The organism is Streptomyces sp. NPDC016640 (assembly GCF_043076215.1).
Classification (GTDB): domain Bacteria; phylum Actinomycetota; class Actinomycetes; order Streptomycetales; family Streptomycetaceae; genus Streptomyces.
Window position 1 is genome coordinate 1 of the sequence record NZ_JBIBRG010000025.1, and the last position, 25,701, is coordinate 25,701.

18 protein-coding genes and 5 pseudogenes are annotated in these 25,701 nt (G+C 67.9%); 9 read left to right on the forward strand and 14 right to left on the reverse strand.

Going from position 1 to position 25,701, the window contains the following annotated elements:
• Positions 1-743 precede the first annotated feature (743 nt).
• Together ACF07S_RS32540 and ACF07S_RS32545 are read right to left on the reverse strand one after the other, a co-directional pair.
• Positions 744-1,505, reverse strand: coding sequence for a hypothetical protein (locus tag ACF07S_RS32540; protein WP_391975837.1), 762 nt, complete (start codon positions 1,503-1,505; stop codon positions 744-746).
• Between the two features lie 978 nt (positions 1,506-2,483).
• The gene (locus ACF07S_RS32545; protein ID WP_391967150.1) at positions 2,484-3,422 is read right to left on the reverse strand and encodes a hypothetical protein; all 939 of its coding nucleotides are present in this window, start codon (positions 3,420-3,422) and stop codon (positions 2,484-2,486) included.
• Between the two features lie 85 nt (positions 3,423-3,507).
• Between ACF07S_RS32545 and ACF07S_RS32550 the strand changes: the two genes are divergently transcribed.
• Both ACF07S_RS32550 and ACF07S_RS32555 read left to right on the forward strand, forming a co-directional pair.
• The gene (locus ACF07S_RS32550; protein WP_391967149.1) at positions 3,508-3,645 is read left to right on the forward strand and encodes a hypothetical protein; all 138 of its coding nucleotides are present in this window, start codon (positions 3,508-3,510) and stop codon (positions 3,643-3,645) included.
• 634 nt (positions 3,646-4,279) lie between these two features.
• Positions 4,280-4,441: pseudogene (locus ACF07S_RS32555) on the forward strand (hypothetical protein); the annotation flags it as partial.
• Between the two features lie 257 nt (positions 4,442-4,698).
• On the opposite strand, the pseudogene ACF07S_RS32560 reads toward ACF07S_RS32555, so the two are convergent.
• A pseudogene (locus ACF07S_RS32560) lies at positions 4,699-5,202 on the reverse strand (transposase); the annotation flags it as partial.
• Positions 5,203-5,491: 289 nt separating this feature from the next.
• Here ACF07S_RS32560 and fabG point away from each other — a divergent pair.
• Both fabG and ACF07S_RS32570 read left to right on the forward strand, forming a co-directional pair.
• Positions 5,492-6,286: a 3-oxoacyl-ACP reductase FabG gene (fabG, locus tag ACF07S_RS32565; RefSeq protein WP_391975850.1), complete on the forward strand. Its 795-nt coding sequence runs from the start codon at positions 5,492-5,494 to the stop codon at positions 6,284-6,286.
• Between the two features lie 569 nt (positions 6,287-6,855).
• The gene (locus ACF07S_RS32570) at positions 6,856-6,978 is read left to right on the forward strand and encodes a hypothetical protein (protein ID WP_391967146.1); all 123 of its coding nucleotides are present in this window, start codon (positions 6,856-6,858) and stop codon (positions 6,976-6,978) included.
• A gap of 156 nt (positions 6,979-7,134) precedes the next feature.
• Here the strand turns inward: ACF07S_RS32570 and ACF07S_RS32575 are convergent.
• The 6 genes and pseudogenes from ACF07S_RS32575 to ACF07S_RS32600 all read right to left on the reverse strand — a co-directional run.
• Positions 7,135-7,641 (reverse strand): annotated as a pseudogene (locus ACF07S_RS32575) (transposase); the annotation flags it as partial.
• Positions 7,642-7,665: 24 nt separating this feature from the next.
• A protein-coding gene (locus tag ACF07S_RS32580) for an IS3 family transposase (RefSeq protein ID WP_391975851.1) occupies positions 7,666-8,915 on the reverse strand; the annotation gives its coding sequence in 2 pieces (ribosomal slippage) (positions 7,666-8,639 and positions 8,639-8,915; 1,251 coding nt in all).
• Positions 8,916-9,353: 438 nt separating this feature from the next.
• Positions 9,354-9,842 (reverse strand): hypothetical protein, encoded by a 489-nt coding sequence (locus tag ACF07S_RS32585; RefSeq protein WP_391967144.1) that lies wholly within the window; start codon positions 9,840-9,842, stop codon positions 9,354-9,356.
• Between the two features lie 227 nt (positions 9,843-10,069).
• On the reverse strand, positions 10,070-14,608 hold the full coding sequence (locus ACF07S_RS32590) for a putative T7SS-secreted protein (RefSeq protein ID WP_391975838.1): 4,539 nt from the start codon (positions 14,606-14,608) through the stop codon (positions 10,070-10,072).
• A gap of 2 nt (positions 14,609-14,610) precedes the next feature.
• Positions 14,611-15,274: pseudogene (locus ACF07S_RS32595) on the reverse strand (hypothetical protein).
• The gene (locus tag ACF07S_RS32600) at positions 15,264-15,689 is read right to left on the reverse strand and encodes a hypothetical protein (protein ID WP_391975839.1); all 426 of its coding nucleotides are present in this window, start codon (positions 15,687-15,689) and stop codon (positions 15,264-15,266) included. Before ACF07S_RS32600 ends, ACF07S_RS32595 begins: the two are co-directional and overlap by 11 nt.
• A 198-nt stretch (positions 15,690-15,887) precedes the next feature.
• Here ACF07S_RS32600 and ACF07S_RS32605 point away from each other — a divergent pair, with 198 nt between their 5' ends.
• On the forward strand, positions 15,888-16,142 hold the full coding sequence (locus tag ACF07S_RS32605; protein ID WP_391975840.1) for a helix-turn-helix domain-containing protein: 255 nt from the start codon (positions 15,888-15,890) through the stop codon (positions 16,140-16,142).
• A gap of 33 nt (positions 16,143-16,175) precedes the next feature.
• On the opposite strand, the gene ACF07S_RS32610 is transcribed toward ACF07S_RS32605, so the two are convergent.
• Positions 16,176-17,165: a helix-turn-helix transcriptional regulator gene (locus tag ACF07S_RS32610; RefSeq protein ID WP_391975841.1), complete on the reverse strand. Its 990-nt coding sequence runs from the start codon at positions 17,163-17,165 to the stop codon at positions 16,176-16,178.
• 92 nt (positions 17,166-17,257) lie between these two features.
• Here ACF07S_RS32610 and ACF07S_RS32615 point away from each other — a divergent pair, with 92 nt between their 5' ends.
• The 3 genes and pseudogenes from ACF07S_RS32615 to ACF07S_RS32625 all read left to right on the forward strand — a co-directional run bounded on the left by ACF07S_RS32615 (position 17,258) and on the right by ACF07S_RS32625 (position 19,238).
• Entirely contained in the window at positions 17,258-17,656 is a 399-nt protein-coding gene (locus tag ACF07S_RS32615; protein ID WP_221354536.1) for a VOC family protein, read from the forward strand.
• Between the two features lie 50 nt (positions 17,657-17,706).
• Positions 17,707-18,717 (forward strand): annotated as a pseudogene (locus ACF07S_RS32620) (IS481 family transposase); the annotation flags it as partial.
• Between the two features lie 203 nt (positions 18,718-18,920).
• Entirely contained in the window at positions 18,921-19,238 is a 318-nt protein-coding gene (locus ACF07S_RS32625; RefSeq protein WP_362230792.1) for an Imm51 family immunity protein, read from the forward strand.
• Positions 19,239-19,266: 28 nt separating this feature from the next.
• On the opposite strand, the gene ACF07S_RS32630 is transcribed toward ACF07S_RS32625, so the two are convergent.
• The 3 genes from ACF07S_RS32630 to ACF07S_RS32640 all read right to left on the reverse strand — a co-directional run bounded on the left by ACF07S_RS32630 (position 19,267) and on the right by ACF07S_RS32640 (position 21,941).
• Entirely contained in the window at positions 19,267-20,388 is a 1,122-nt protein-coding gene (locus ACF07S_RS32630) for an IS630 family transposase (protein ID WP_391975842.1), read from the reverse strand.
• 239 nt (positions 20,389-20,627) lie between these two features.
• Positions 20,628-20,993 (reverse strand): beta/gamma crystallin domain-containing protein, encoded by a 366-nt coding sequence (locus ACF07S_RS32635; RefSeq protein WP_391975843.1) that lies wholly within the window; start codon positions 20,991-20,993, stop codon positions 20,628-20,630.
• 90 nt (positions 20,994-21,083) lie between these two features.
• A complete protein-coding gene (locus ACF07S_RS32640) occupies positions 21,084-21,941 on the reverse strand; it encodes a hypothetical protein (RefSeq protein ID WP_391975852.1) in 858 nt (285 codons plus the stop codon).
• 345 nt (positions 21,942-22,286) lie between these two features.
• Between ACF07S_RS32640 and ACF07S_RS32645 the strand changes: the two genes are divergently transcribed.
• Positions 22,287-24,581 carry an ATP-binding protein gene (locus tag ACF07S_RS32645; protein ID WP_391975844.1) on the forward strand — a complete coding sequence of 765 codons (2,295 nt, stop codon included), beginning with the start codon at positions 22,287-22,289 and terminating at the stop codon, positions 24,579-24,581.
• 599 nt (positions 24,582-25,180) lie between these two features.
• Here ACF07S_RS32645 and ACF07S_RS32650 read toward each other — a convergent pair.
• Complete coding sequence (locus tag ACF07S_RS32650) at positions 25,181-25,501, reverse strand: hypothetical protein (protein WP_391975845.1); 321 nt, start codon at positions 25,499-25,501, stop codon at positions 25,181-25,183.
• Positions 25,502-25,701: the final 200 nt, after the last annotated feature.

Below are 25,701 nucleotides of genomic sequence, written 5' to 3' on the forward strand. Positions count from 1 at the left end.
CCCGCGGAGCGGGTCTCCCATCGCTGCGCGATGGGCAAGCGAACACCCGCGCTGCGCGCGGGTGTTGCGCTCCCGCTCCGCGCTCGCGCTGCTGCTCGCTGCGCGAGCAGCTCACCGGCCCGGCTGCGCCGGGCCGGTGACGCTCCGTCCGCTGCGCTCCCGGAGCAGCGGGGACTACGTTCCCCGCAAGGGCGGCCTCCGCTGCGCTCCAGCCACCCCGTGGCGCTACGCACCACAACAGCCGGCCCTGCTGCGCGGGACGGTCAACGGGCCTGCGGCCCGGGCAGCTACGGGGAGAAGGCTGGCCGGGTCTGGTGACTTTGCATCAGGTGATGCACCATGTAGCTTTGGCAGAATCGAGCCACCCCCTGCTTCAAACTGAGAGGATGGATTCATTCTGGAACCAGGCCCTACCCCCATACGGGGTTCTGGCGCGGGGTGTATTCCACTTCTCTTCGAGCCAGACTGTCTAAGATTTGATGCTCCAATGTATCCGGTTTACCGATTTTCTCCCTATGTCGACGCATGGTAGTTGTCACACCCGGTTCGTTCCGACCTGCGAGTTCCCGCGAACGAGGCACCGTAATTGTCACTGGTGAAGCGGGCTACTTGTCACCAGCCCGCGCGAAGCTGGGCAGTTGTCACCACCCACACTCGTGGAGCACCCCGCTGACTTCTGTAGACGGCGTCCTGGGTTCCGAGGGCGGTATGGATCCAGGTGAATCGTCCGCTTGGTCACCGCGTCAGCGTTTCCGTCGGCGTCGGCCTTTGCCCTTGGGAGGAGAAAACGCGGCCACCCCGACCGCCATCGAGCCGGACGCCATGTACGCCTCGATCTTAATGTGTGAGAGAGGCTGATAAACGTCGACGTGAGTGGTGACTCCGACGACAATCGAGCCGCGCGAACGCACGAGTCTCGCCGTCTCCGGGGAGAGCGGTATATCCGGCCAGTGATGCTGGACCTTGCCAGCCCGAACCGTGATAGAGATCCACTGATACGGCACGCTGACGGACTCGGAGATCGAGGCGGCAAGTGCCCGCGTCGGGACGTCCGACTGCAGCGCCTCCAGCCCACGATCAAGCCCCAGCTCCTTGAAGAGGTTCACCGTCCACACCCGCCATCCCTCACCGTCACAGTCCTGGAGGAGAGCGGACTCGTAGGACGGATTCACCAGGAAGAATGGGATGTCCTCGGAGGACAGGCCGAGCGTCATGACGGCCGGCATGACGAACGTCCCCGCGCGCCAAGTGAGATGCTGGCCCTTGGACATTGGCTCGATGCGCCCCTCGTGCCAGCCGGGCTGGTGGCAGCCGACGTGATGCAGCGACGCATGTGCGCGCTTGTCCTCGGCGTACACGGCGAGGGCAGGCTTCTGCCACCATCGGAACCGGCCGCCGCAGGTCTGGCAGTCAACTGCCCGTAACTGCGTGCGAAGGTGGAAGAGTACGCGATCGCCCAGTTTCGCCCGGATTTCCGGATCGATTCGCATCTTGAGGCCAGCCATCGGCTTCTCCTCCCCTTCTATCCCCGCCGCGCATGCTCGCCGCTCAGTGCAGTTTAGTGGCAACCGGTGCGGCTACATGCGGAAATCCAGGCATCGCAGCGTAGCCTCAGCCGTTGGTCTGTTCATCCCTATGCGGAACCTAGCCGTGAATCGCCAGGACCAGTCCCGATCACTTGTGCTGCGGCTGACCGTCAACTGCCGTGACACCTTTGTGCACGGCAATGAGAATCCGCCAGCACGAATGAGAAGCGGTGAGAATTCGACAGGCTCAGTGCGACAGGACACCCACTCCAGCGATCTTGGCGACAACAAGCCTGCCCATGTGTCAACTATCGCGCTTCGGCTCACTCCCTTCCTTGCTTAAGAGGCAAGCGAGGTATTTCTAAATTCCAAAATCGATATAGTCGATACCCGTAAATTCGACCGCCAGCCCTGCGGAGCGGCGTCCCCCGTCTTTGAAATACACCTCTTGCAGGTGCGATGTGCCGCCTTCGTGGCAGTGATCCAATTGGGGAAGTACCGACCCATGACAGCCATGAGGTCGCGAAGTACCACCGCTGTGTCAGTGACAAGCTCCAGTCACGGGCCGACGAGCAGCAGGAGCACCCTTTCCCACTCAACCGTGGCTGACACAACCCCACTGACACGACGCCGACACATCACAGGCGGAGGTCTCGCCGTAGCGGTCGATGTGGTCGAACACCAGTTGGTGGTCGCGGTCGGCGCGGGCACGACCACCGGTGCCACCGGCTCGGCTGCCACCGGCTCGGCCGGGACGACGGCGAGCTGCGCGGACGCGGCTTCGGCACGAGCCTGAGCTGCGACGGCCTTCCGGGCGCGGACCTGCACGACGCGCCTATGAGCAGAGAGGGACAGGGCCCTCGGTAGGGTCCGCCGTTGTACTGGACAGGCGTGCCCAGTCCAGTACCAAGCTCACCGGATTCTGTGTCATCCGGTGGTTTTCCTCACTGCTGTCCGTCAGGTACATGCCTTCGTGCCGCGGGGTGGGTCGCCGTCTCCGCGGGTGATGTGAAAGGCCACCGGGAGATTTTGCAGGCCGGGGCCGGGTGGATCGATGGCAGTGACAATCATCCGGATCCAGCCGCCGTCTTCTCCTGTGATGACGGCGGATTCCCCGATCGCCACCCCTGTGGCCGTGCAGCTGCGCGTCGGGGTGATGACGAAGTAGCTCACGCCTTTCTCATCCAGGGCGGTGACATTGATGCCGATGTCTTTCTCCGGCGTCCACTCGGTCGGTGAGGAGCCGATCGGGTGCATCTTGACGATCAGCTGTCTATGGGCTGGCAGGGCGGTGCTGGGAGTTTGCACCGCCCTGGTGGGGGCCGCTTTCGTCGACCGGGTGGTGGGTGCGCTGTCGGAGGGTTCTGGACCAGGGGTGCCCGAGGTGACTGGGGGGCGGGCATCGGTGGTGTCGGTGAGGATCGCGATGCCGGCCCAGCCCAGCAGGGGTAGGGCGACAGTCGCAGTGGCTAGTGCCCAGGGCCAGGTGCGTCTTGGGCTGGCCGGAACCTGTCGGGCATGGTCGTGTGATCCGTCCGCCGCTTGAGGCGGGAGGGAGGGTAGTTGGTCGTTTCGCTCCGTGGGCGGGGCGGGTGTGGTGGAGCGGGCGGCGTCGGCGTGTTTCCAGCGTTCGAGGCACGCGGCCACCGCGGGCTCGCCACCCAGCGCCCAGGCGATGGGCTCCGCAGTCTCCCAGCGAGGGAGTCGTTTGCCGCTGAGGATGTCGGAGATGGTGCTCTCCCGCACGGTGGCATCCGGGTACCGCGTTCGGCTCCGCCGCACGATGGCGGTGTAGCTGGGCTTTGCCGCTTCCCGGTGGAGTTCGCGCATCCAGGCGGCGAACTCCGCGACCGGTCCTGTGGCCCTTCTGGTTTCTTCGGAGTCGTTCGCTGTCATTCGATTCCCCCCTGAGCCCAGGTCATGGGTGGCTCACTGGTGCCTGTCCGCACTCGTCGCTATCCCATCGAGGCTCATCGTGTACGTGCTCGCCGTTCTCGCCCTGCTCATCCTTGCCGGTATCGCAATCGGGCGGATCGCCTACCAGAACCCCGCCCTGGGCACCGCCATGGTCACCGCTACCACCGTCCTCGCCCTCATCTACACCGTCCTGCAGAACTGACCCGGCGCCCGCGCCCCGGTCGGAGCGGCGTGAGCACGCCCCAGCCGCACAGGCTCGGGACACCGGACATGAGCACCACGAAGGCCGCCATGCCCGAGTCAGCCTGAGCGGCCCCTTGGCCGGACCCCGCACCCCTCAACCCCACCACCGTCGGCAAGGGCACACCGAGGAGAGGAGGATGAAACCGGCCCACGGACCGAGCCGAGGAGCCGGGATTCCGAAACACGACCGGAGACGGCCGGGCATGGCCGGCCGCACACCGGCCGGCAGGCGGTCGGCACCCCCCCTTGCATCGCTGGGTCATCGCTCCCCCTTGCGGGGCTAACCCGGCGGCCCTTCACAGTGCCGCCACCGGCCACGGCAGGTCCGTGAACCGATCACCAGACGCTGCCCACGGCCGGTCCCTTCCCCAGCCTTCCCGACCGGGACGGCGGAACCTTTTTCACTGACCGGAGGCCACCCACCATGCTCGACACCCTGCTCACCCTCGTGCTGCCCCTGGCACTGTGCCTCGCCCTGATCTGCGCGGCCGTTGTCTGCGTCGTCGCGCTCAGCCGGGCCCGCCGTACCGCCACCCTCGAGGTGGTACGGGCACTGCCGGAACTCGCAGCCGTCTTCCGGGGCGCTGATCCGCGTGGGCCGCGAGGCCGGCCTCGACCTGGCCGACATCGCCAAAGATCTCGCCGAACTCCCGCACGACACCACCCCGGGTGGCGTGGACTGGCAGGCCCTGCTGTGGGACTGGCGGCGCCACGCCCACACCCGCCAACTCGCCCTGACCACCGTCATCAGCGACCTCGACCACTGTCTGACCTGCCGCTGCGTCAGCGCCGACGACGAGGACGAGGACGGCGGCGGGCAGGGCCCGGCCGACACCGGCAGCACCACCGCGCGCTGCTCCCCGGGTCTCCCTCTACACCCCGCTCACCGCCCTCGCCCCCGCCCTGAGGTGACGCCCCTGCAACCGATCGCCCGCCCGGCAAGTCCTCACAGCCATGAGCCCTCGTTTACCCCGGCGCCGGGCCGAACCGCACAGCCTGCGCCTGTGGCCGGTCGGTCGACAACGTCGCGGACCTGTCCGGCAGTGACCGCGGCCACGTCGGCGCCAGGCTCCAACCGAATCGCGTCCAGCAGCGCGGTCCACGAAGTCCGGCCCGTCTCCAAAGCGGCAACGACCGAGTAGGGCCAGCCGGGCACCATCTGGTGCTTGCCCAGGCCCCGGCCGAAGGTGTGGCAGAAGGAGCGGTCCGACGATGTGCCGGCGTCCGGCCGCAGCCATGGGGAGACATCCACCGCCAACACCAGCCGGCCATCGGCGGCCCGGGGCAACGGCACACCGGCCAAAGCCCGGCGCAGCCGGGCGACATCGATCTGGCCCTGGTTGATCCCGGAGTACAGGGCACCGTGGCCCCTGCGGTGCTCAGGCGCGAGGGCCAGGTCCACGAGCGTTCGGACCGGCCCGTCGGTGCACAGCAGTGCGTCGCACAGCTCGAACAGGGCGTCGCTCCTGGAGAGCAGGCATGCGTACGGTTCCGACCGAAACTCCGCCATCACCATCAACGCGTCTTGTTCGCTGTGCTCGACCAGTCCCACGATCCCGGCCTCCGTGCTGCGTTGTCGCTCAGCACAGGATCGGCCCCCTGTCCCTCACGCATCTGGTGAACTGGGAGAACTCCGAGCAAGTTCGAGCCGCGTTCGACGGCGAACCATAAACGGCAAGCTGAGCCGCCCAATGCACGTGCCGACCAGTCCTTCGCCGCCACGTCCGGGGTCTGCCGCTAGCGTGACCGGGACAGCGGCCGGGCTTTCCCGGTGGTGCAGGGATGGCGGTGAAGGGGCGAGCGGTATGACGTTCACATGCTGGGAGGACCGGTCCGTGATCGTGACCGGAGGGACGCGGGGAATCGGGTTCGGTATCGCCGAACTTTTTGCCCGGCAGGGTGCCGCCGTGTTGCTCACCGGCCGGCACGAGGAGACGGCCCGCAAAGTGGCGGACGGTCTCGCCCGGGTCACGGGCGGGCGGGTCGCGGGCCTGGGCGTGGACGTGCGGCGGCCCGGAGAGATCGAGAGGATGGCGGCCGAGGCCGAACGGCTGTACGGCGGGGTCGATGTGCTGTGTGCCAATGCCGGGATCTTCCCGGAGTGTCCGCTGCGCGAGCTGACCGTCGAGGACGTGGACGAGGTCTTGGACGTCAACCTCCGGGGTTCCATCCTGTCGGTGCGGGCGTGTCTGCCCGCGATGGAACGGGCTGGCCGCGGCCGGATCGTTTTGACCTCCTCGATCACCGGCCCAGCCACGGGCTACGCGGGGTGGTCCCATTACGGGGCCAGTAAGGCAGGACAACTGGGTTTCCTGCGCGGGGCGGCTGTGGAGCTGGCCCCGTACGGCGTCACGGTCAATGCCGTCCTACCCGGGAACGTTCGCACCGAAGGGCTGACCGGCCTCGGGCCGGACTACCTGCGTCGGATGGCCGGCTCCATCCCGCTGGGGCGGCTGGGTGAGACCGCCGACGTCGCACACGCCGTGCTCTTCCTCGCCTCCGACGAAGCCTCTTTCGTCACCGGACAGTCCCTCATCGTCGACGGCGGCCAAACTCTCCCCGAATCCCTGGACGCCTTCGCTGACACCGCCACATCCTGACCTCGGCGGAGACCCGCCCGGTCCTCGGATCGCCCTCGGCCTGCCTCCCGTCTCCCCGGTCGGCGCAGGACGCCGACGTCATCCGGGCCGCGATGCCCTTCCCCCCGCCGGTCTGCGGGGCGTCGCGCGGCTCACCGACTCACCTGTCGCCGATGTCGAGGGCTCCTCAGTAGGTGTTTTTCTTCCCGGCGCTTGGGATACCTACGGCCCGGCCGTTGCCGCCGCCGCGCGGTCCGCGAGACCGAGGGAGCTCCCGCGTGGGCCCACCAGACGCTGATGTACTCCGCCGAAGAGTCACAACTGCCGTGCAACCAGGGGTCGGTTTCGCGTATCTGAATCAGTGACCGCTTGAAGCGGCACCGGATTCCGACGATCAGGAGTAGATGTGATGCGTAAAGCCGTACTCGGTTTGTTCGTGGCACTGGCGGCGGTGCTTGCGGTGGTGCCGCTCGCCAGTGCCGACCAGACCCAGACTGTCGCCTGCTGCGGCGGCGGGCCCGGCTTCCCGTAGAGGGCACTCGCCAGCAGTGCAAAATCTGGACCAGGTTCCCCTTCGACAAGGAGATGTGATGCGCAAAGCCGCAATCGGCCTGTTCGTGGCACTGGCGGCGGTGCTTGCGGTGGTGCCGCTCGCCAGTGCCGACCAGACCCAGACCGTCGCCTGCTGCGGCGGCGGGCCCGGCTTCCCGTAGAGGGCGCTCGCTAGTAGCTCGACTGTATGAGGGCCCGTCAGCTGGCTGGCGGGCCCTCCCGTCGTGCAGAAGGGTGCCGAGACGGAAGCTCATCTTCCGCGACATGTTCGGAGTCCGCCAGCATGCGACAGCAAGCAGACCGGGCTGTCAGCCGACGGCTGGCGTCTTGCGTGTCCACTGGCTGGCACGAGGGCTTTTACGGGTCAGGCGCCGGGTCATCATGGTGATGAGTGCCCAGTTCAGGTGTGCTTCGGAGTGCTGCGGGAGGCGTTCGTAGTCGCGTGCGTTGCGGCGGGCGTTCATGCACCAGCCGATCGTGCGCTCGACTTTCCAACGGCGGGACAGGACGACGAAGTCCTTGGTGCCTTTGGGCCGGGAGACGATGCGCAGGGTGAGCCAGAGGCGTGCGCGGGCCCAGTCCACGAGGTCGCCGGCGTAGCCGCGGTCGGCCCAGACCTGGGTGATCTGCGGCTGGGTGAGACGCAGCCGCCAGAACACGTCGCGGGCGGCGTCGCGGTCCTGGATGTCGGTGGGTGTCACCGTGATCATCACGGGCAGGCCGAGCGTGTCCACGGTGATATGTCGTTTGCGGCCGTTGATTTTCTTCGCGGCGTCGTAGCCCCGGCTGTTGCGGCCGACGGTGGATGCGCCCTTGTGAGGTTGATCCCCGGGAGTGGACACCGGGTTTCATGCGATGAGTGACAGCGTACGTGTCGTGATCAGTTGTTGTTCGAACTCGGCTGGTGTGAGGTAGCCGAGGGCGGAGTGGCGACGGCGCCGGTTGTAGTACGACAGCCGGCGGAACAGCTCGAGCCGGGTCTGGGCCTTGGAGGTCCAGCGGCGCCCGTGGAGCAACTCGCGCTTGAGGCCTTGGAAGAACGACTCGGCGAGGGCGTTGTCGTAGCTCGAGCCGATCCGGCCCATGCTGCGCCGGATACCGTGCCGGCGGCAGACGTCGGCGAAGGCAGCCGCGCTGTATTGGACGCCCCTGTCGGTGTGGAAAACGACGCCGTTCACCCGGCTGCCGCGGGCGGCCACGGCCATCTCGATCGCGTCGGTGACCAGCGAGGTGCGCATACGGTCGGCGATCGACCAGCCCACCACCCGCCGCGAACAGATGTCGATCACCGTGGCGAGGTAGAGCCACGTCGTGCCGACAGGTATGTAGGTGATGTCGCCGCACCACCTGGTATTCAGCCTGTCGGCGGTGAAGTCGCGCATCACCAGGTCCGGCACCGGCGGCGCGGTCCTGTCGGTGATCGTCGTCCGCTTCTTCTTCCGCAGGTGCCGGCCGATGATGTGGTTGACCCGCATCAGCCGGGTCACGCGCTTGCGGTTGATCCGGTGTCCACGGGCACGAAGCCCGGCATGGACGCGCGGAGCACCGTAGGCGCCATGGTGCTCGGCGTGGATGGCCTGGATGGCGCGGATCTCGGCCACGGTCCGCTTCTCCTCGGCCTGGCGCCCGGCGCGGGCCTGCCCGGTGGCCAGGTGGCGGTAGTAGCCGGCGCGCGATGCCCCGAGCACCCGGCAGATCCGCTTGACGCCGAAGTCGGCACGGTTGTCGGAGATGAAGTCCCAGCGGCAGGGTGTCACCTCACCTCCCGAGCGAAACAGGCGGCTGCCCGGCGCAGGATCTCGCGCTCCAGGTGCCACTCCTTCTCGGCCTTCAGCAACCAGGCGTTCTCCGCCCGCAGCCAGGCCAGCTCCTCCGCCTCGCCGCCCGCGCCACGGCGTCCGGGCACAGCCTGAACCTCATCCTTACGGACCCACGTCCGCAACGACTCGGCAGTGATGCCGAGATCCGCAGCCACCGCCGCGTACGTCCGCTTGCCCGCCGCAGCACGGTAGAGCGCGACGGCGTCTTCCCGGAACTCCTCCGGGTACGGAGACTTGCGTCCTACTTGGACATCCCTCCCTGGACCATCAAGATCCATTGTCAGGGTGTCCACTCCAAAGGATCAGCCTCAACCGCACCCTGATCCGGAACCAGCGACGCCTGCTCCACGCGCTACGCGAGTTCGAAGATTTCTACAACTCCCACCGGCCCCATCAAGGCATCGCCAACGCCCGCCCGCTACGCCCCTTGCCGAGGCCGATCAGCGATCCGGAGCAGATCATCCACCTCGACATACGACGACGCCAACGACTCGGCGGCATCCTCCACGAGTATCGACATACCGCCTGAACTGGACGGATGAGCTTTTCGGCAGGCGCAGGGTGACGTTCGGGAAGGTCTACGCAGGCACACTACGGCGCAGGCGATCCCGGCCGGGTGACAAGGTGGCATTCCGGCCGATCCGCGACAGCGGCTGCCCCTCGGTGAGAACGACGGACGAGCCGTACCAGTACCCCAGGCTGTCGGTGGAACGGCGTTATGCCGGGGCCGGCGCGGGTTCCTCCAGCGCGACCACGACCATCACTGGGAGATCGGTGTCCTGCTGTACCACGCCGGCGGTCAGGGCCCGTCCGCCGAGGGTCCACTTGCGGGCCGCGATGAACTCGTCCTTGTCCGTGGCCGTGAGTTCGGCCTCGACAAGGTGGCCGGCGAGCGGGGAGTTTTCGATCTCGGGGAGGAACGCGGCCAGTGCCTGCTCGCCTTGCTCGTAGACGGCGTCCAGGTCGTCGAAGTAACCGGACTCGTCGACATCGCGGATCCAGACGGCGAACGAGACACGGACCGCCCCGCTGCGGAACTTCTGGCTCCATCCCCGGATGCCGTCCTTGCGCCAGGACGTCTCCACACCGTCGCGGGGCTTGCCGCCGGGCGTCCACTCCTGGGCCGCGAACCTTTCCGCCGCGCCCTCGACGGTCAGCGGGACCAGGCCCCGGAGCTCTTCCAGCATTGCGGTCACTGCAGCCATGAACTCATTCCACTCATGCCGTTGCCGGGCACGTGATACGCCTTCAGCTGTCCGCTGGCGTAAGCCTCGGGGAAGGCCTTGGACAGTACCTCGTTCACATGCGCGGCGCCCCATTCATTGGACACCATATAGCGAACCCCCTTGCCCCTGAGGTCTTCGTTGAGGGCGAGCAGCTTCTCGGTCTGCGTGGTGAGCCGGCTCTCGTCGTAGAACTCGGAAGCAGGGTTTTAGGGGGATTTTTCCCACTCGCCGTAGTTGTCGCCGCCGGTCCACTTGGCTTCGGTGACCCAGCCGTCCCGTGGACCGCCGTCGATATGGACCTCTCGGCCGTCCGGCAGGATCCATTGCTGCTCGTAGCTCTGGTCGGTGACGAGTCGCTGGTATCGGAACGACGGCCGGCTGAGCTGCTTCTCGGTCAGCCAGCCCAGTCCCTTGAATCGCGAGTAGGGCGACAGGCCGAGGGGGTCGCAGGCGGTGAACGGATTGTGCACATAGGCGACCGGGTTCGGCGCGGGGCCAAGACCAAGAGGGTCTGGGGAGGTGTAGCGGCCGGTCTCGGGGTCGTAGTGGCGGAAGAGGTTGTAGTGGAGGCCGGTCTCGGGGTCGTAGTACTGGCCGGGGAAGCGCAGGGGGGTGTAGGCGGTACTGGAGCGAGTCCAGGCGGTGGTTCCCCAGAGGGTACTCCTGGCGCGCCAGGCGATTTCGCCCGATTCGTCGATTAGCTCGGTGGGCGTGCCCACGAGGTCGGTGGCGATGGCGAAGAATCGCCGGTCGATCTCCTCCTGGCGGATGTCCGGGGTGAGGAGGCGTTCCGTCTGAGACAGCGGGATCAGGCCACGGTGATCCCAGGTGAAGGCGACGGCATGCGGCAGGTCCGGCGTGTGGACCGTCTGTTCGCACAGGGTCCTGCCGTCCCAGGTGAAAAGGATTTCCTCGGCTACTTTCTCGCCGTCGTCGGCGAGGCGCTGCTTGGCGGTGCGGCGGCCCAGGGGGTCGTAGCGGTAGCGCCAGCGGGTTCCGTCCGGGGTGATCACCGAGGTGAGGCGGTTCTCGGCGTCCCATTCGTAGTGCCAGGTGTCGGGTTTGCGGGACAGGCGGGTCTTCTGCCGCAGGGTGATGCGGCCGAGGGCGTCGTGCTCGAAACGGACGGCTCCGGCGCGGGTGATCGCCGTGCCGGCGTAGGTCCGCGCTCCGGTTGCTTCGCTGCCGGGGTGGGAAGCGGGCCAGGACGCCTCGACCTGGTTGCCGCTCGCGTCGTAGGCGTACCGCTCGGTCCAGCCCTGCGCGTGGACGGCGGTGACTCGGCCGGCCGCGTCCAGGCCGAAGGTGCGAGTACCCGACAGTTCGTCGGCCAGAGAGGCGAGATGGCCGTCGGCGCGGTAGGAGTAGCGGCGGCGGTTGAGGGAGCGGTCGCTGGTCGTCAGGTGCTGGGCGGAGAGCCTTCCGGCCTCGTCCCAGGCTGAGGTCAGGGTGAGTGCGCCGCCGAAGACGCGCTCGAGTTCCCGGCCGGCCGCGTCATGGGTGAAGGCGACCTCGTGGCCGCCGACGGTCATCCGAGCGGGGCGCCCAGCGGTGTCGTAGCCGTATTCGGTGACCGCGCCGGTGGGGGTGATACGGCGGATGCGACGGCCCAGGGCGTCGTAGGCGTAGCTTATGGCGCGGCCATCGACGAGTTCGGTCTTGATCCTCCCCCGCCGGTCGTACGCATAGGCGACCTCGCTGTCCGGCCCGACTGCCTGCAGCAGGCGACCGGCCCGGTCGTATGTATAGGTGGTCACCTTGCCCGCGGCGTCTTTGCGGACTGCTTGGCCGAGCTGGTCATAGGCGTAGGAGACGACACCGCCGAGCGCATCGGTCCTGGCGGTGAGCTGCCCGGCGGCGTCGTAACGGTAGGTGAGGGTGCGGCCGTCGAAGTCGGTCTCGGAGATGAGCCGACCGGTTTTGCCGTACTTGTACGACCAGGTGAACCCTTGGGGGGCGGTGACCTGGGCGAGCCGCAGGTCGGCGTCGTAGTCGAACTCGTAGCGGGTGCCATCGGGGTGAGTGCGGGCGACGAGAAGGTCGAAGTGGGTGTACTCGTAGTAGGAGACGCCCCCGGCCGGGTCGGTGTGGGTGAGGCAGTTTCCCTCGCCGTCGTAGATCCACGACTCGGTGGAGCCGTCCGGGGTGACACGGTGAGCGAGATTGCCGTCCGCATCCCATTCGAGACACGTGACACCTCCCGCCGGGTCGACGATGCGGACCGTCCGGCCCAGAGCGTCGCGTTCCAATCGAGTGGTACCGCCGGCTGGGTCGGTCACCTCCACCGGCAGGCCAGCAGCGTCGCAGTGCACGGTGGTGGCGGCGCCGAGGGCGTCGGTGACAGTGATGAGCCTGCCCCGGTCGTCGTAGGCGTATCGGGTGGTAGAACCTGACGGATCAGTGACGGCGATGCGGTTGCCGCGCTCGTCGAACTCTTGGAGCCACCGGGTGCCGTCCGGCCCGTAGAACTCTGTGGGCCATCCGAGCAAGCCCCGGATAGTGCGCAGTTTGCTTCCGTCAGGCCGGGTGACCGCGACGAGCCGGTCGTCCTCGTCGTAGGTGAAGGCGGTGGTGCGGCCGAGCGGGTCGGTGCGGGTGAGGAGGTTGCCGCGGGTGTCGTAGGCGTAGCGGGTGGTGTGGCCCAGCGGATCGGTAGTGGCGATCACCCGGCAGCGGCGGTCGATGAGGTGGCGGGTGGTGCGGCCGTCGGCGGTGGTGAGGGTGGTGGTGCGGTGGCCGGTGTCGGGGTCGGGTTCGGTGTAGGTAAGGGTGATCTGGACGTGGCCGGCTTCGCCGCCTTCGGCGACGACGCGGTCGCGGTCGTCGTAGGTGTAGTCGTAGCGGCTGTGGTTGGAGTCGATCCAGGCGGTGACGCGGCGGCGGTCGTCGTAGACGAAGGTGGTGGTGGCGCCGGAGGGTTTGGTGACGGTGGTGAGGTTGCCGCCTTGGTAGCCGTAGCGCATCAAGGGCAGGTCGGCGCCGTTCTCGCCCGCGCCGGCCAAGGACAGAGCGGTGATATGGCCGTCGCTCACGGCGATAGTCACCTGCTGGCCCGCCGAACAGGTCAGGGCGAGCGGGATGCCGCTCTCGGTGCGGTGCACGGCCCACCAATTGCCGTGAGGATCCTCGATCCGCTCTAGCCAGGCGGTGCCGTCGCCGCCGGGCGGGGCGGTGAAGTGGCGTATCAGGCCGGTGTCAGGGTCGGTGAGGGCGTAGTCGCCGTCGGTGTCGCGGGCCAGCAGGGTGCGGGCGGTGCCGGATTCGGGGCGGGTGGGGGCGCCGGGAACGGGGTGCGAGTAGGGGATGAGCAGGCCGTCGGCGGTGACGTGGACGACGCCGACCGGGTCGATCTCCAGGCGCTCGTCGACCGTGGAAGCCCAGGAGGGCCCGAAGAAGCGGCCGACCGTGTAACCGGACTCGGTACGGCGGGTGAGCACCAACGGCAAAGTACCGGGCAGCGCAAAATCAATCTGGGGCAGGAACATCCGGCCCGAAGCGAGGTCGACGGGGTCGGTGCCAGCAACGGTACGAGTTGCGTCGGGCCGGTTGTGGGCGCCGTCGGGGGCGTCGTCGAGCAGCTTGCGCGCACGGGCGGCGTCCGCGGCGATGCGCACGCCCTTGACCGCGGCGCCGCCCCCGCCGGTGGCCGCGGTCAGCGCGAGGTCGGGGATCAGCCGGCCGAAGCCCTCGTAGGGGTCCTTCATGAAGTCGCTGACCATCTGCTTGCCGGTGCCGACCGGGTCGTTGACGGCGACCACCAGCCCGGCGGCCAGGCTGTTGAGGCTGGTGGCGTACTCGGCGGGGTGGGTGATGTTGTAGGGGTCCAGCGGGTTGATGCCGCGCACGAAGTTCACCAGTCCCGCGGTGCCCTTGACGATCCCGCCGCCGACGTGGTCGCCCATGATCTGCAGTTCCTGCAGACCCTGCCCCGCCTGCTGCGCGTACGAAGGCTTCTCCGGGGCCAGGTCCCGCGCCGCGCGGACCGCACCGCGGGCGGTCTCCGCGGCCGTGTTGCGCTGCTCGCGGGCCTCGGCGAGGATCTCCTGCGCCTCCTGCATCAGCTTCTTACCCGGGTCGTCGAACGTCGGCGCCGGACAGGGCGGGAGCGTGGACGGGTCGCGCCGGTCGGCGGGCTGGGCGTTGTAGCGCTCGACGGCCTTGTTGTAGGCGTCGACCTTCTTGCGGTGGGCGTCGGCGGCGTCCTCGGAGGCCTTCACACCCTCCTTCCATTTGTCGATCGCCGTCTGCGCCTGCCCCTGCGCCCACGTCACCGTTCCGGCGAACGCCTCCAGCGCGGCGGCCGCCTTCTCACAGGCGTCGGCGCCCGTGAACCACTTCGGCGGCTGGGTGCTCACCGCCTTCCGCAGTGCCTCGGCGGCCTCACCCTTGAGCTGCGAGGAGTCCAGGCCCTTCAGGCCCTCGCCGGCGTCGTCGAACGCCTTCCGGAAGGCGCGGAGTTTCCCGGCGGTGGAACGGATCTTCTCCGCACTGCCGTACACCAGCTTGGTCTTGTCCTCGGTCTGCCCCAGGTCCATCTCGTCGACCTCGGCGCCCATCCGGTTCGCGACCGAACGCGACTGCTCGCGCACCCAGTCCGCGCCGGACTCCCAGCCGACGTCGTCCAGCCGGTCCGCGGTCCAGTTCCCCGCGCCCTCGACCCGGTCGCCGAGCCACTCGACACCGTCCTCGACCGCCTCCTCCACCGAGTCCGGCGTGATGTCCTTGATGAAGTCGCCGATACCCAAGCTCAGTTACCCCCGTCGCCGCCCTGACCGCCCTGCTGCTGCGCCTGCCGGGCGCGTTCCTCGGGCGACGGGCCGAAGGTGTCGTCCAGCGCCCGGTTCCACTCGTTGTCGTGGATGCCCAGCCTCTCGTTGAGCATCTCCGACTGCCGGCCGCCCTGCCCCTCCGTGAGCAGCGTCCGGCCGGTGTCCTTCCAGTTCTGCTCGATCTCCTGGCCGGCCCGCTCGAACGACTCGGCGCTCCAGTCCGGGTCCAGGTAGTCCGGCGTGAACACCTCGCCCCAGCCCTGCCGGGTGATCTCCTCCTCGGAGGCGTGCGGATTGCCGCCCATCAGGGCGTTGCCCCCCCTTCAGCGCCCCCTCGACGTACTGGTCGTGCTCCCACAGGGTGCCCGCCGCCAGACCGAGACGGTTCGCAATCTGACTGGCGTCGTGCACCAGGGCGCGCACACCCCACTCCCAGCGCTCGCAGAAGTCCTCGAAGTCGACCGACAGACCGTGGTGCCCGGCCTCCATCCCGGTCATCGACAACTGGGAGAACCCCTTGCCCATCACCGAACCGGTCGCGCCGCCCAACTCGCCCAGCCCGTCGATGGTGGCACCCACCCCCTTGGTGAACTTCGCGACCGACGCCTTGTCGAAGTTCAGGTCCGTCCCGTCACCGCCCACGGCCGCGCCCCTCCTCCTCCGCCGCGTCGGTGTCGACGGCGACACCGTCGGGAACGATGCCCGTGACCGGTGGGAAGAACATCGACCCGCCCTCACTAGCGATGTCCACCGCGAGCCCGGCGGGTTCGCCCAGGCCCGGCACGATCTCGTCCACGATGCGGGCGCCCAGCAGCGCGGCGTAGTCCATCGGCCGATCACCCGGCCCGTGGTGGAGGGCGAAACGGGCCAGCGCCGTCTCGTCCGTGAAGGCGCACCCCCACCGCACCCCGCCCGAGTGCGCGCGCCACAGGCGGCCGTCGACGGACGGGATTAGAAGCACCGACCGCCGCATCTCACCGACCAGTGCCCGAGGATCCCCGATCCCCGCCCGCTGCTCGGCTATGCGCTCGGCGAGCGCCGTCCTGGGCTGCTCCACGGGCCCTCCCTCGTCCTAGGCGACCGACGGCACCTTAGTACTCCAGCAGCGGTCCTTGCCCTGAGCTGGTGTTTGCCGTTGCCTTGGCATGGAGGGATGGCTGAATTCGGCACCTAGTGCTGTGACCTCATAGGTTCACCGGGTTGCTCGTTGTGCTGGTTGGAAGCGATGTCGCTTCCAACCAGCAGGGGAGGCGGGATGGCACCACCGGTTAAGGTCCGGAGGCTGACGGAGCAGGAGGGGCAGAAGCTCCAGCAGATCGTTCGGCGGGGCAGTACGAGCTCGGTACGGTTTCGGCGGGCGATGATGCTACTGGCCTCGGCCGGCGGCAGTACGGTTCCGGTGATCGCGCGGCTGGTCCAGGCGGACGAGGACACCGTCCCAGACGTGATCCACCGCTTCAACGAGATCGGGCTTGGGGGAAGTTGCGACTGTTCGGGCCGAGCGGGCTAGGTGTGCCGTCTCATGACATTGGTTCTTCGCCTGTCAGACTTGGCGGGCATAGGACGTGAAGCGATCGGCGAGCGCGATGACGAGGGGGCGGAGTTCATCGGGGTGCTCGATGGCGAACGGCCGGTCGAGTGAGGCGAGTACCGGAGGCAACCAGTCGAGCCGCTCCGCCCGTAGCTCGACGCGCAGCCAGTGCTCGGCCGCCGGGTCCTGGCCGGCCGCGGGCTCGTGCTCCTCCAGGCTCGCGACGCTGGCGGGGAGGTGGGCGCGGATCTGCTCAACTGTCCCGTGGATCCGCAAGGTGACCTGATGCCTGTACTCGGCCGTGGCGAATCCTGACAACACGCGTTGTGCCGGACCGGGACCCACGGGCGCTTCGAATGAGCCGGGCAGGGCCCTCGCGGCTGCGATGCGATCGAGCCGGAAGGTTCGGTCCTCGCCGACCTGGGCGTCCTTGCCCGTCACGTACCACCGGCCCGCATGGGCGACGATCCCGTACGCGTGCAGTGTGCGTTCGCTGCGCCGTCCGTCGCGGTCGGTGTAGCGGATCGAGACCGGTCGGCGGTGGCGCACCGCATCGGCGATGGTGAGCAGGAGCCCGGCGTCCGGGTGGTCCAACTCGCCGGGCTGATCCGTGAAGGCGAGAGCTTCCAGGAGTGTGTCGAGCCGGCGGGCGATGTGCTTGGGCAGCACCCGCCGGATCTTCGCTGACGCCGTCTCGTTTGCCGTGCGCTCCGTCGTCGTCAGCTCTGCCCGGCGGCCGGCGACCAGGCCGAGCAGCACGGCCAGCGCCTCGTCGTCGCTGAGCATGAGCGGAGGCAAGCGGTACCCGGGAGCCAACCGGTACCCGCCGTAGCGGCCGCGCACCGACTCCACGGGCACGTCCAGGTCGATCAGTTGGTCCACATACCGCCGCACAGTGCGCCCTTCGACGCCGAGACGGTCGGCGAGCTCGGCCACAGTCCGGGTGCCGCCCGACTGCAGTAGCTCCAGGAGTCTCAGCACGCGGCCGGTGGGTCGTGACATGTTCGCAGCCTAACGCGAATATAGGACCGATTCTGTCCGCTATTTCTCCTAGCCTGAGACTGCACGCCTCCAGCACAGCCAAGGAGATACCCATGGACTTCGTCTCGATCCGCATCATCACCAGCGACGTCGCACGCCTCGTCGAGTTCTACGAGCGAGCTACAGGGATGCAGGCGATACGGGCCACCGAGGACTTCGCCGAACTCAAGACCGCGGGCGCAACCCTCGCGATCGCCGGCACCCGCACCGTCCCGCTGTTCGCCCCGGGCTCTGCCCGCCCGGCGGACAACCACAGCGTGATCATCGAATTCCTCGTCGACGACGTGGACCGCGTTCACCAGAACCTGACCGGCTTCGTCACCGACTTCGTCAACGAGCCCACCACGATGCCCTGGGGCAACCGGTCGCTGTTGTTCCGCGACCCCGACGGCAACCTCGTCAACTTCTTCACCCCCGTCACCCCGGAGGCCATCGAAAAGTTCGCACGCTGACGCCACGCACAGCCGCTCACGCGGGAGCCCCGAAATCTCAGGGGCTCCCGGTGAACGCGGCCGCCGAGTCCAGGAGCGCCACCAGCAGGGGACATCGGAACGCACCGCTAACCCCTGAAGGACGTCTGCGCTTGTGCCTGCGGGTCGATGCCGGACGTCCGATCGCACACGTCGCTGCGGAAGCAGGAATCTCCCGCCGCTGCCTGGCCAAGTGGTACGCCCGCTGGCTCGCCCACGGCGGGGACGGTCTGACGGATCGCTCCTCCCGGCCCATCGCCAGCCCCAACCGCACGAGCGAGGACATCGCCGATCTGGTAGAGGCGCTGCGGCGCCAGGCCAAGTACGGGCCCGCCCGGCTCGCCGCCGAACTGCAGAAGCTGTACGGCATCACCGTGGCACCGGCCACCGTGCACCGAGTCCTCGTCCGGCGAGGGCTCAGCCGCCTGCGCGACCTCGATCCGCCCACCGGCGAGCAACTGCGCGAAGTCGTCCGCTACGAGCACGACCGGGTTGGCGACCTGGTCCACGTCGACGTCAAGAAGCTTGGTGGCATCCCCACCGATGGTGGCTGGCGAATGCACGACCGCGGCACCGAAGCCGCACGGGCCGCCAAGCGCACCGGTCCCGGTACCGGAAAGGTCGGCTACACGTACCTGCACACAGCGATCGACGACCACTCCCAGCTCGCCTACACCGAGGCTCTGGACGACGAGAAGGCCGTGACCGCAGCCGCGTTCTGACATCGTTCCGTCGCGTTCTTCGCCGCCCACGACATCACGCCGATCCGCCGCGTCCTCACCGACAACGGCTCCTGCTACCGCTCTCGCGCCTGGGCCGCTGCCCTGGTCGTGACGGGAACGAAGCACAAGCGCACCAGGCCGTACACGCCACGGACAAACGGGAAGGTGGAGAGGTTCAACGGAACGCTGGCCCGCGAGTGGGCCTACGTGCGCGCCTATACCTCCGAGCAGGAATGCAGGGCCGCGCTCGCGAACTTCCTCAACTACTACAACCACGAGCGCCCGCACTCCGCGCTCGGAGGCCGGCCACCCATCAGCCGGACCTCCGGCAGCGACTACCGCATCGTGTTCGACCAGCCGCCGAAGCCACTCGACACGATCCCGCAGCAGCTCACCTTCGAGGACGCCGTGGAACCAACGTCCTGAGACACCACAGCTAGTGCTGTGACCGGGAAGGTTCACCGGGTTCGAGAGCTGTGAGGGACCGGGCGAACGGTTCGCGTGCTGGGTGAGACGATCGCGCCGTGACCATCCACCTCCATGACTTCGATGGCGAGCACTCGCTGACATTGGATGCCGGCGGCCTGGCTGCCGATGCCGCAGTAGTTGCCGCCGGGCACGAGCCGAACGGGTACTTCTGGGAGGGTCTCGTGCGGTTTGCCTGGCCGGATATTGCAGAGCACGTCGATTTCGACAGCGAGGCTGGCATGTTCTGCGCGGTCGGCAGTTCGAGCGACCTCGCGCGACTCAAGACGGCCGTCGAATCCGTCATCACGAGCCCCGAGGCAGTCCGCGACATCATTGCCCGTGCGGAGGCTTCGGGCTTCGAGTTCGACGACTAATGCTGTGACCTCGCCGGGTTGAGCGGGGTCAGGCTGCGGCCGGCAGTGTCCTGCCGCCCCAGCGGAGATCTCGTTCGCTGCGGACGCGTGCGCGTTCGCGGCGTTGGGCGGCCAGGACGTCGGGGTGGCGGGCGTTCTGGTTGCGCCAGCTCAGGTAGGCGTGCAGGGCCCGGGTCTGGACGGTGTGGTTCGGATGGTGGGAGTTGGCGAGGGTGAACTGCCGCAGGGGCCCGAAGTGGGCCTCGATGGGCTTGGCCCAGGACGCGTAGGTGGGTGTGAAGCACAGCTCGACCTTGTTCCTGGCCGCCCACCTGCGGATCTTCCAGTTCAGGTGGGCGGAGAGGTTGTCCAGGATCACGTAGATCGGGCCGCCGTCCGGGCGAGCTGCTCGGATCGACCGCAGGGCGGCCCAGGTGTGGTCGATGCCCTTGCGGCGCCGGTTGACACCCCACAGCTTGTCGTCGCCGACGGAGTAGCAGCCGTGGAAGTAGGTGATGCCGTGGGTGCGGCGGTAGGTGGCAGGCAGCCTGTCGGGGCAGCTCTGTTCGGCCCAGCAGGAGCCGGCGGTGGGGCGGATGCCCAGTGGCCCGAACTCGTCGAAGGCGAACGTGCGGTCTGGACGCTCGTTGACCGCGTACTCGATTCGCTCCAGCTTGGCGTCGAAGGCCGGGTCCGGGGACTCCTTCCAGGTCTTCGTCCGCTGGAAGGTGATCCCGCGGCGGGCCAGTAAGCACCGCAGGGCCTCGCGGCCGATCCGGACGGGCCTGGCTATGTCCCGGCGCAGGTGGTCGGAAAGCTTGCGGACCGACCAGCGGGTGAAGGGCTTGCCCAGCACGGTCGGGCGGGTGGTGGCCGTCTGGATGACGAAGTCCTCGTCGTCACTGCTCAGCAGGCGGGAACGGCCTCCCGCCCACTGAGGGTTGAGGCATGCAAGCCCGATCTCGTTGAAGCGGTGGATCACGTCTGGGACGGTGTCCTCGTCCGCCTGGACCAGCCGCGCGATCACCGGAACCGTACTGCCGCCGGCCGAGGCCAGTAGCATCATCGCCCGCCGAAACCGTACCGAGCTCGTACTGCCCCGCCGAACGATCTGCTGGAGCTTCTGCCCCTCCTGCTCCGTCAGCCTCCGGACCTTAACCGGTGGTGCCATCCCGCCTCCCCTGCTGGTTGGAAGCGACATCGCTTCCAACCAGCACAACGAGCAACCCGGTGAACCTATGCGGTCACAGCACTAGGCCGTGCTTACCCACCACTGGAGGCTTTGACCCTGTTCGCTCACACGCCAGCGGTCCTGCAGTTCATCGATCCTTGAGGGCCTTAACGATTGGCCCTCAAGGATCGAGGACGGCGATCGGGCAGGACCACCGTCCCCCGGCTACCACCGACGGTTCAGAGAATCCTGATTCCGGTTACGCTGACCCCACCCGGGTGATTCGGCCAGGTGAAGACGGTCCACTTGTTGATCGGGGTATCGGGCTGCCACCTTCCGTCCCCGTGCCACTGAACCCGGTTGTTGCCGGTCGAGATCTTCGTGATCCACCACCCGCGGGCGAATTCTAAGGTTCCGGCGTTGGCGTAGCACAAGGGTTGGGTGGGCCCATGGGTCGGGTGGATGTCGATCTGCAGGAACTCGCCTGAACTACACGCTACCTGGCCGATCGCGGACGCCTGCGTCGTGGTGGCGAGGGTGAGTGAGGCCGACGCCACGACGGTCGTCAGCGCGGACAGGACCACCCGTTTGGCTCTTTGGTTCATGGAACTTCTCCTTTTCGTGTCGTGCGGGAGGGCCGGACGGTGGTGCGGTCTGGCACAGTGCCGTCCGGAGTCGAGGGGTGAGGCTTTGGTTCAGGTCGTGTCAGACGCGGCCAGGAGGTGTGCGGCCCGGTCGACCTGCGCCTGAACCTGTTTTTTGTAGCCGGTTAGGACTTTGGCGTTGGCGGATATGAGCTGCTGCTGATATCCGGTGAGGACGGCGAAGTAGACGGCGGCCAGATTCGATGACCGCGTGCAGGACTCGTCGGCCGTGGCCGCGGCGATCTCCTTCGCGGTCGCCTTCTTGACGTTCAGGAAGCCGTTGGCCAGCTCCTCGGGATCGTCGGCCGGATGTCCCGCCGTGCTCATGCAGGCCGACCAGCGTTCACGCGCGGCGCCGACCCGGCTGTCTGCGGCCGCCTGGTGGAACGACTGGCCGAACAAGTCCTGGGTGAGCTTCCATCCCCGGGTGCCGGCGAGAGACGGCACTTGCTTGTCCGCCTTGTCCCAGCAGGCGTTGTAGTCCTTCAGTTCCTGGCCGGTCGGGCCTTGGGTGGCTGGAAGGGGTACTGCGACGTGGAAACCGAGGCGCTTGGCGGTCGCACTGCCGATGTAGCCCCAGGCGCCGGCCGGGTGGATCGCTTCTTTTTCTTCTTTCGTCTTCGCGGCAGTCTGGGTCTTCTTCTGGCCTGAATAGCTTGTGTATCCCCGGTTTTGCATGCAGCGGGCGACCAGCGCCTCGTTTGTCCGGTGCAGCAGGACGTCGTCCTGCTCGGAGGTGCCGTAGGCGGACAGCGGGAGGCCCGTCAGACCGTCGTATCCGGTGGCGGGCGTTGTCGACGTGGCCGCGATGACCGGCGGGGTCGGCGTCACATGCGCCGTGCTGTCGGCGAGGCCCGCGGAGCAGCCGGCGGTCAGCACAGCGGCAGCGATCGCCGTGATGGAGGTCATGTTCACGGCGGGCCGTACGGCTCGCCGCGTGCCGGGGGCAACTCGAACGGTTCTCATGCTGGACTTGCCCTTTCCGGGAGCAGGAGCGCGGTGCCGGCCGCAGGGAGGCCAATCGGTTCTCGTCGGATCGGCCGGTCCGCCGACCCTGAGATCTGCGGCCCGGGGCGCGGAGCCAGGTACGCGGACGGCGAGCAGGGGGTGCTTTATGGACAGATGCATTCACCACCCGATCGGGGCGGATGTGACAAGTAGACTGCTCGTCACGATCGATGCCCAGGCAGAACAGCAGGCACAAGTACCGCCGGTACAAGATGCCTGCGCGCATACTCGGCGGGGAAGCGGACGTTGGACAGCTCGTTAGGGGCGCTCTTACGGCGCCTGCGGCATGCCGCCCATATGACCATTGAGGAGTTGTCGAACGCTTCCGGGGTGAGCGTGCGAGCGATCGGCAACCTGGAGCGCGGTGAGAGCCTCGGGCCGCAGCGCGCCACCGTGATCGCACTCGCGGACGCGCTACAACTGACCGGTGATTGTCGCGACGAGCTACTGCGGGCCGCCCGCGCCGGTCAGCGCCGCAACCCGGCACCGGCCCCGGGGCTGATGGCGATGCCTCGCGCGGTGCCCGACTTCACCGGCCGCGGCCAGGAGGTGGGCTGGCTGGCCTCGCTCACGGACGGTTCGCCGGACGAGCCGGCGCCCATCGTCGTGATCTCGGGCCAGCCGGGGGTCGGCAAGACCAGCTTGGCCGTGCACGCCGTCAGTAAGCTGTCGCACCGCTTCCCCGACGGGTACTTCTTCGTCGACCTGCGCGGCCTGGAGGCACGGCCGCTGGACCCCGGCGTCGTTCTGGAACGGCTGATCCGCACCCTGGCGCCGACCCATAATCGGCTGCCGCTCGATTTGGGTGACCGGGCGGCCCTATACCGGTCCGTGGCCGCCGAGCGCCGGATCGCCGTGGTATTGGACAACGCGGCGGACGAGGCCCAGGTACGTCCCCTGCTGCCGGCGACCGGCGCGGTCCTGACAGTGATCACCAGTCGTCGGCTGCTCACCGGCTTAGAAGGGGTGGCCCGGCTCCCACTGCCGCCACTGCCTGACGCGGAAGCCCGCGACCTGCTGGAGCACCTGATCCCCGGCCTACCCGCTGCCGACTATGCCACCGACGCAATATCGCGACTGGCGCACTCCTGCGGCAACCTCCCGCTGGCCCTGCGGATCGTCGGCAACCGCATGGCCAGCCGCCCCGACTGGTCACCCGACCGGCTCGCCACCCGTCTCGAGGACGAAGAACGCCGTCTGGACGCACTGACCGCTGGCGACCTGGAAGTCACTGCGGCTTTCGAATTGTCCTACACACAGCTGTCCGGCGCCGCGCAACAACTCTTCCGACGACTGTCCCTGATGCCGGGACCGCACTGTGGCCCCCAACTGGCCTCAGTGCTGGGAGGGCTGCCGGACGCCGACACGGAGGACGCCCTGGACGAGCTGGTCGAGCTCGGTCTGCTTCAGTCAGGTTTCACTGCGCGCTACCGGCTGCACGACCTCATCCGGATCTTCGCCCGACGGCAACTGGAGCAAGAGGAGCCCGAAGACGAGCGCGCCGCCGTCGAGACACGAGCGGTGGACTGGCTGTTGGACACGGCGATCGCGGCCGGCCGCTGGTTCGACCCGGACTACTACAAGACCCTCCCCGAGCACCGGGACGACCGCGCGCAGCTGGACTCCCCTGAGGCCGCACAACAATGGTTAATGACCGAGGCTGACGGCTGGCTCGCCGCGCTGGAACTGGTTGCCGCCACCGGAAGGTGGCAACGGGTGGTCGACGTGGCCGAAGCCATGCACTGGTTCTCCGACCGCTGGGTCCACTGGGGCTACTGGCCCCGGGTATTCACCCTGTCCGGCAACGCCGCCGCCGAGCTGGCCGACCACACCGCCGCCGCAACGCATCTGAACTACCTCTCCTGGGCGCACAACACTTGCCTCGGCGACACCGCGGGAGCGAGCGACTGCGCCCGTCGAGCCCACGCGGAAGCGGTCATCGCCGGGGACCTGCGACAGCAGGCGTGGGCCGACTCGTACCTGGCGGTAGCGCTGTTGAAGGCCGGGGATGCCCACGGCGCGCTGCCGATGGCCGCCCGGGCGATGCGAGGGTTCCGCACCGTGAACGACCGAGAAGGCATGGTGATGCACGCGCTGTCCACCCTGGGCAGAGCGCTCGAGCGCACCGGGAAGCCCGACGAGGCGCTGCGAGCCTACAGGCACAGACTCACACTGGCGTCCGACCCGGCCACCGCGCCGTCGCCCGTGATCGCGGGAATGACACGGGTATCGGCGGCACGCGACATCGGCCTGCTACACATCACGCAAGGAAGGTGGCGGGAAGCGATTGAAACACTCGAGCCAGCCGTCGCCTGGGAACCGGCCTCGAACATTCCCCAATGGCAGGCGCAGATGTACGCCGCGCTCGGCCGGGCACGCCGGGAACTGGGGCAGACCGGAGGCGCGTTGGCCGACGTGGACCGCGCCATCGCGATCTACCAGCAGATCGGTGACGACAACGCCATAAAGGCCATCCAAACCCTGCGCAACGGTTTGGGCCCAGACACGAGCACTCGATCGACAACGGAAACGACATCATGAGGTAGTCGACGGGCCACCTTCCATCCATGCCGGCCTCGCTGGTCAACGCATGCTCCAAGCCGTCGCCGGACTACTCTCCTACCAACAGGCTGCGGTCCTGTCCGATAGCCCACGCACATGAACCCCGACAGCGTGCTCGCGGTCCTCGACCTGACGCTTCCGGATGGCCCACGGATCGGTGTCCACTGCACTCCGGCATCACCTCATCAGCGGCGTCATCGCTGCGTTCGATTCCACATGCTTGTGCCCGCCGTGCGAGAGTGGTCTGCTGCGGGGACTGTCAATCGTTCGGTGTAACTCCCGATCATGGAGGATGCATCGATTACCAGTGAGAACGTGGCCGAGCAGGAGGCTGCCGAGTCTGCAGCGGCTGTGTCGGCGAAGGCCGTGAACGACGAGCTGGTGAGCCGGGCTCAGGCCGAGTGGCGTTGACGGTCTGATCTGGCCCCACTTATCCAGCCTCAGGTGGCTCCATGTCGTCGAGGCTGGGGGTCTGCCTTCCGGCTTGCCGCGGCCTCAGCTTCCGGCCTCGCGTGGCCCCAGCCGGCGATGGGTCGGCGACCTCCTTCACCGCGCGTCACAAGTCAGACCGGGTCAGGTCATGACTGACCGTGGTAGTACTCCTCGGAAGGCATCGAGTCCCATTCGGTATTGGCGCCGTCGCGCGTCACCATGAACAACGGGCGCGATCGCAGAACCTGCCCGACGCGTTGCCCGCGTATGACGACCCCAGGATCATCCGGCCCTGCATAGCCCTCGGGCGTGTAGCGAAAATGACCATCCACTGCCTCGGCATGCGCGATTTCGTCGCTCTCCAGTTCCGACAGGTCCCTTCCGACCAGCGGGATTCCATCGTGCCCGACCTGGGGACCGTGGACGGCATCGGCTGCGATGCAGAACAGCCCCGCGGCTTGGCTCACGTAGGCCGTGACGGCAGGCAGTGAAGAGGGCACCCCGCGGTGGCTTTGTAGGTGAGTTTCAGGAACGTCTGATGCTCAGCGGCGGGAACGCTCGGTTCCACGGGAGAGTGATGTCGCTGAGTTTCGAGAACGCCCCGCTGCTTGCTTCGGGACCCTGGTTGTGCTCTGCACGACGAGGGGGCCCGGGTGCTGCCGAAGTC

Bases quoted from the DNA above. Each gene is read 5' to 3' on its own strand.
- ACF07S_RS32540 (WP_391975837.1), bottom strand. From the start codon at position 1,505: ATGGCTGGCCTCAAGATGCGAATCGATCCGGAAATCCGGGCGAAACTG.
- ACF07S_RS32545 (WP_391967150.1), bottom strand. From the start codon at position 3,422: ATGACAGCGAACGACTCCGAAGAAACCAGAAGGGCCACAGGACCGGTC.
- fabG (WP_391975850.1), top strand. From the start codon at position 5,492: ATGACGTTCACATGCTGGGAGGACCGGTCCGTGATCGTGACCGGAGGG.
- ACF07S_RS32570 (WP_391967146.1), top strand. From the start codon at position 6,856: ATGCGCAAAGCCGCAATCGGCCTGTTCGTGGCACTGGCGGCGGTGCTT.
- ACF07S_RS32585 (WP_391967144.1), bottom strand. From the start codon at position 9,842: ATGGCTGCAGTGACCGCAATGCTGGAAGAGCTCCGGGGCCTGGTCCCG.
- ACF07S_RS32605 (WP_391975840.1), top strand. From the start codon at position 15,888: ATGGCACCACCGGTTAAGGTCCGGAGGCTGACGGAGCAGGAGGGGCAG.
- ACF07S_RS32610 (WP_391975841.1), bottom strand. From the start codon at position 17,165: ATGTCACGACCCACCGGCCGCGTGCTGAGACTCCTGGAGCTACTGCAG.
- ACF07S_RS32615 (WP_221354536.1), top strand. From the start codon at position 17,258: ATGGACTTCGTCTCGATCCGCATCATCACCAGCGACGTCGCACGCCTC.
- ACF07S_RS32630 (WP_391975842.1), bottom strand. From the start codon at position 20,388: ATGGCACCACCGGTTAAGGTCCGGAGGCTGACGGAGCAGGAGGGGCAG.
- ACF07S_RS32635 (WP_391975843.1), bottom strand. From the start codon at position 20,993: ATGAACCAAAGAGCCAAACGGGTGGTCCTGTCCGCGCTGACGACCGTC.
- ACF07S_RS32640 (WP_391975852.1), bottom strand. From the start codon at position 21,941: ATGACCTCCATCACGGCGATCGCTGCCGCTGTGCTGACCGCCGGCTGC.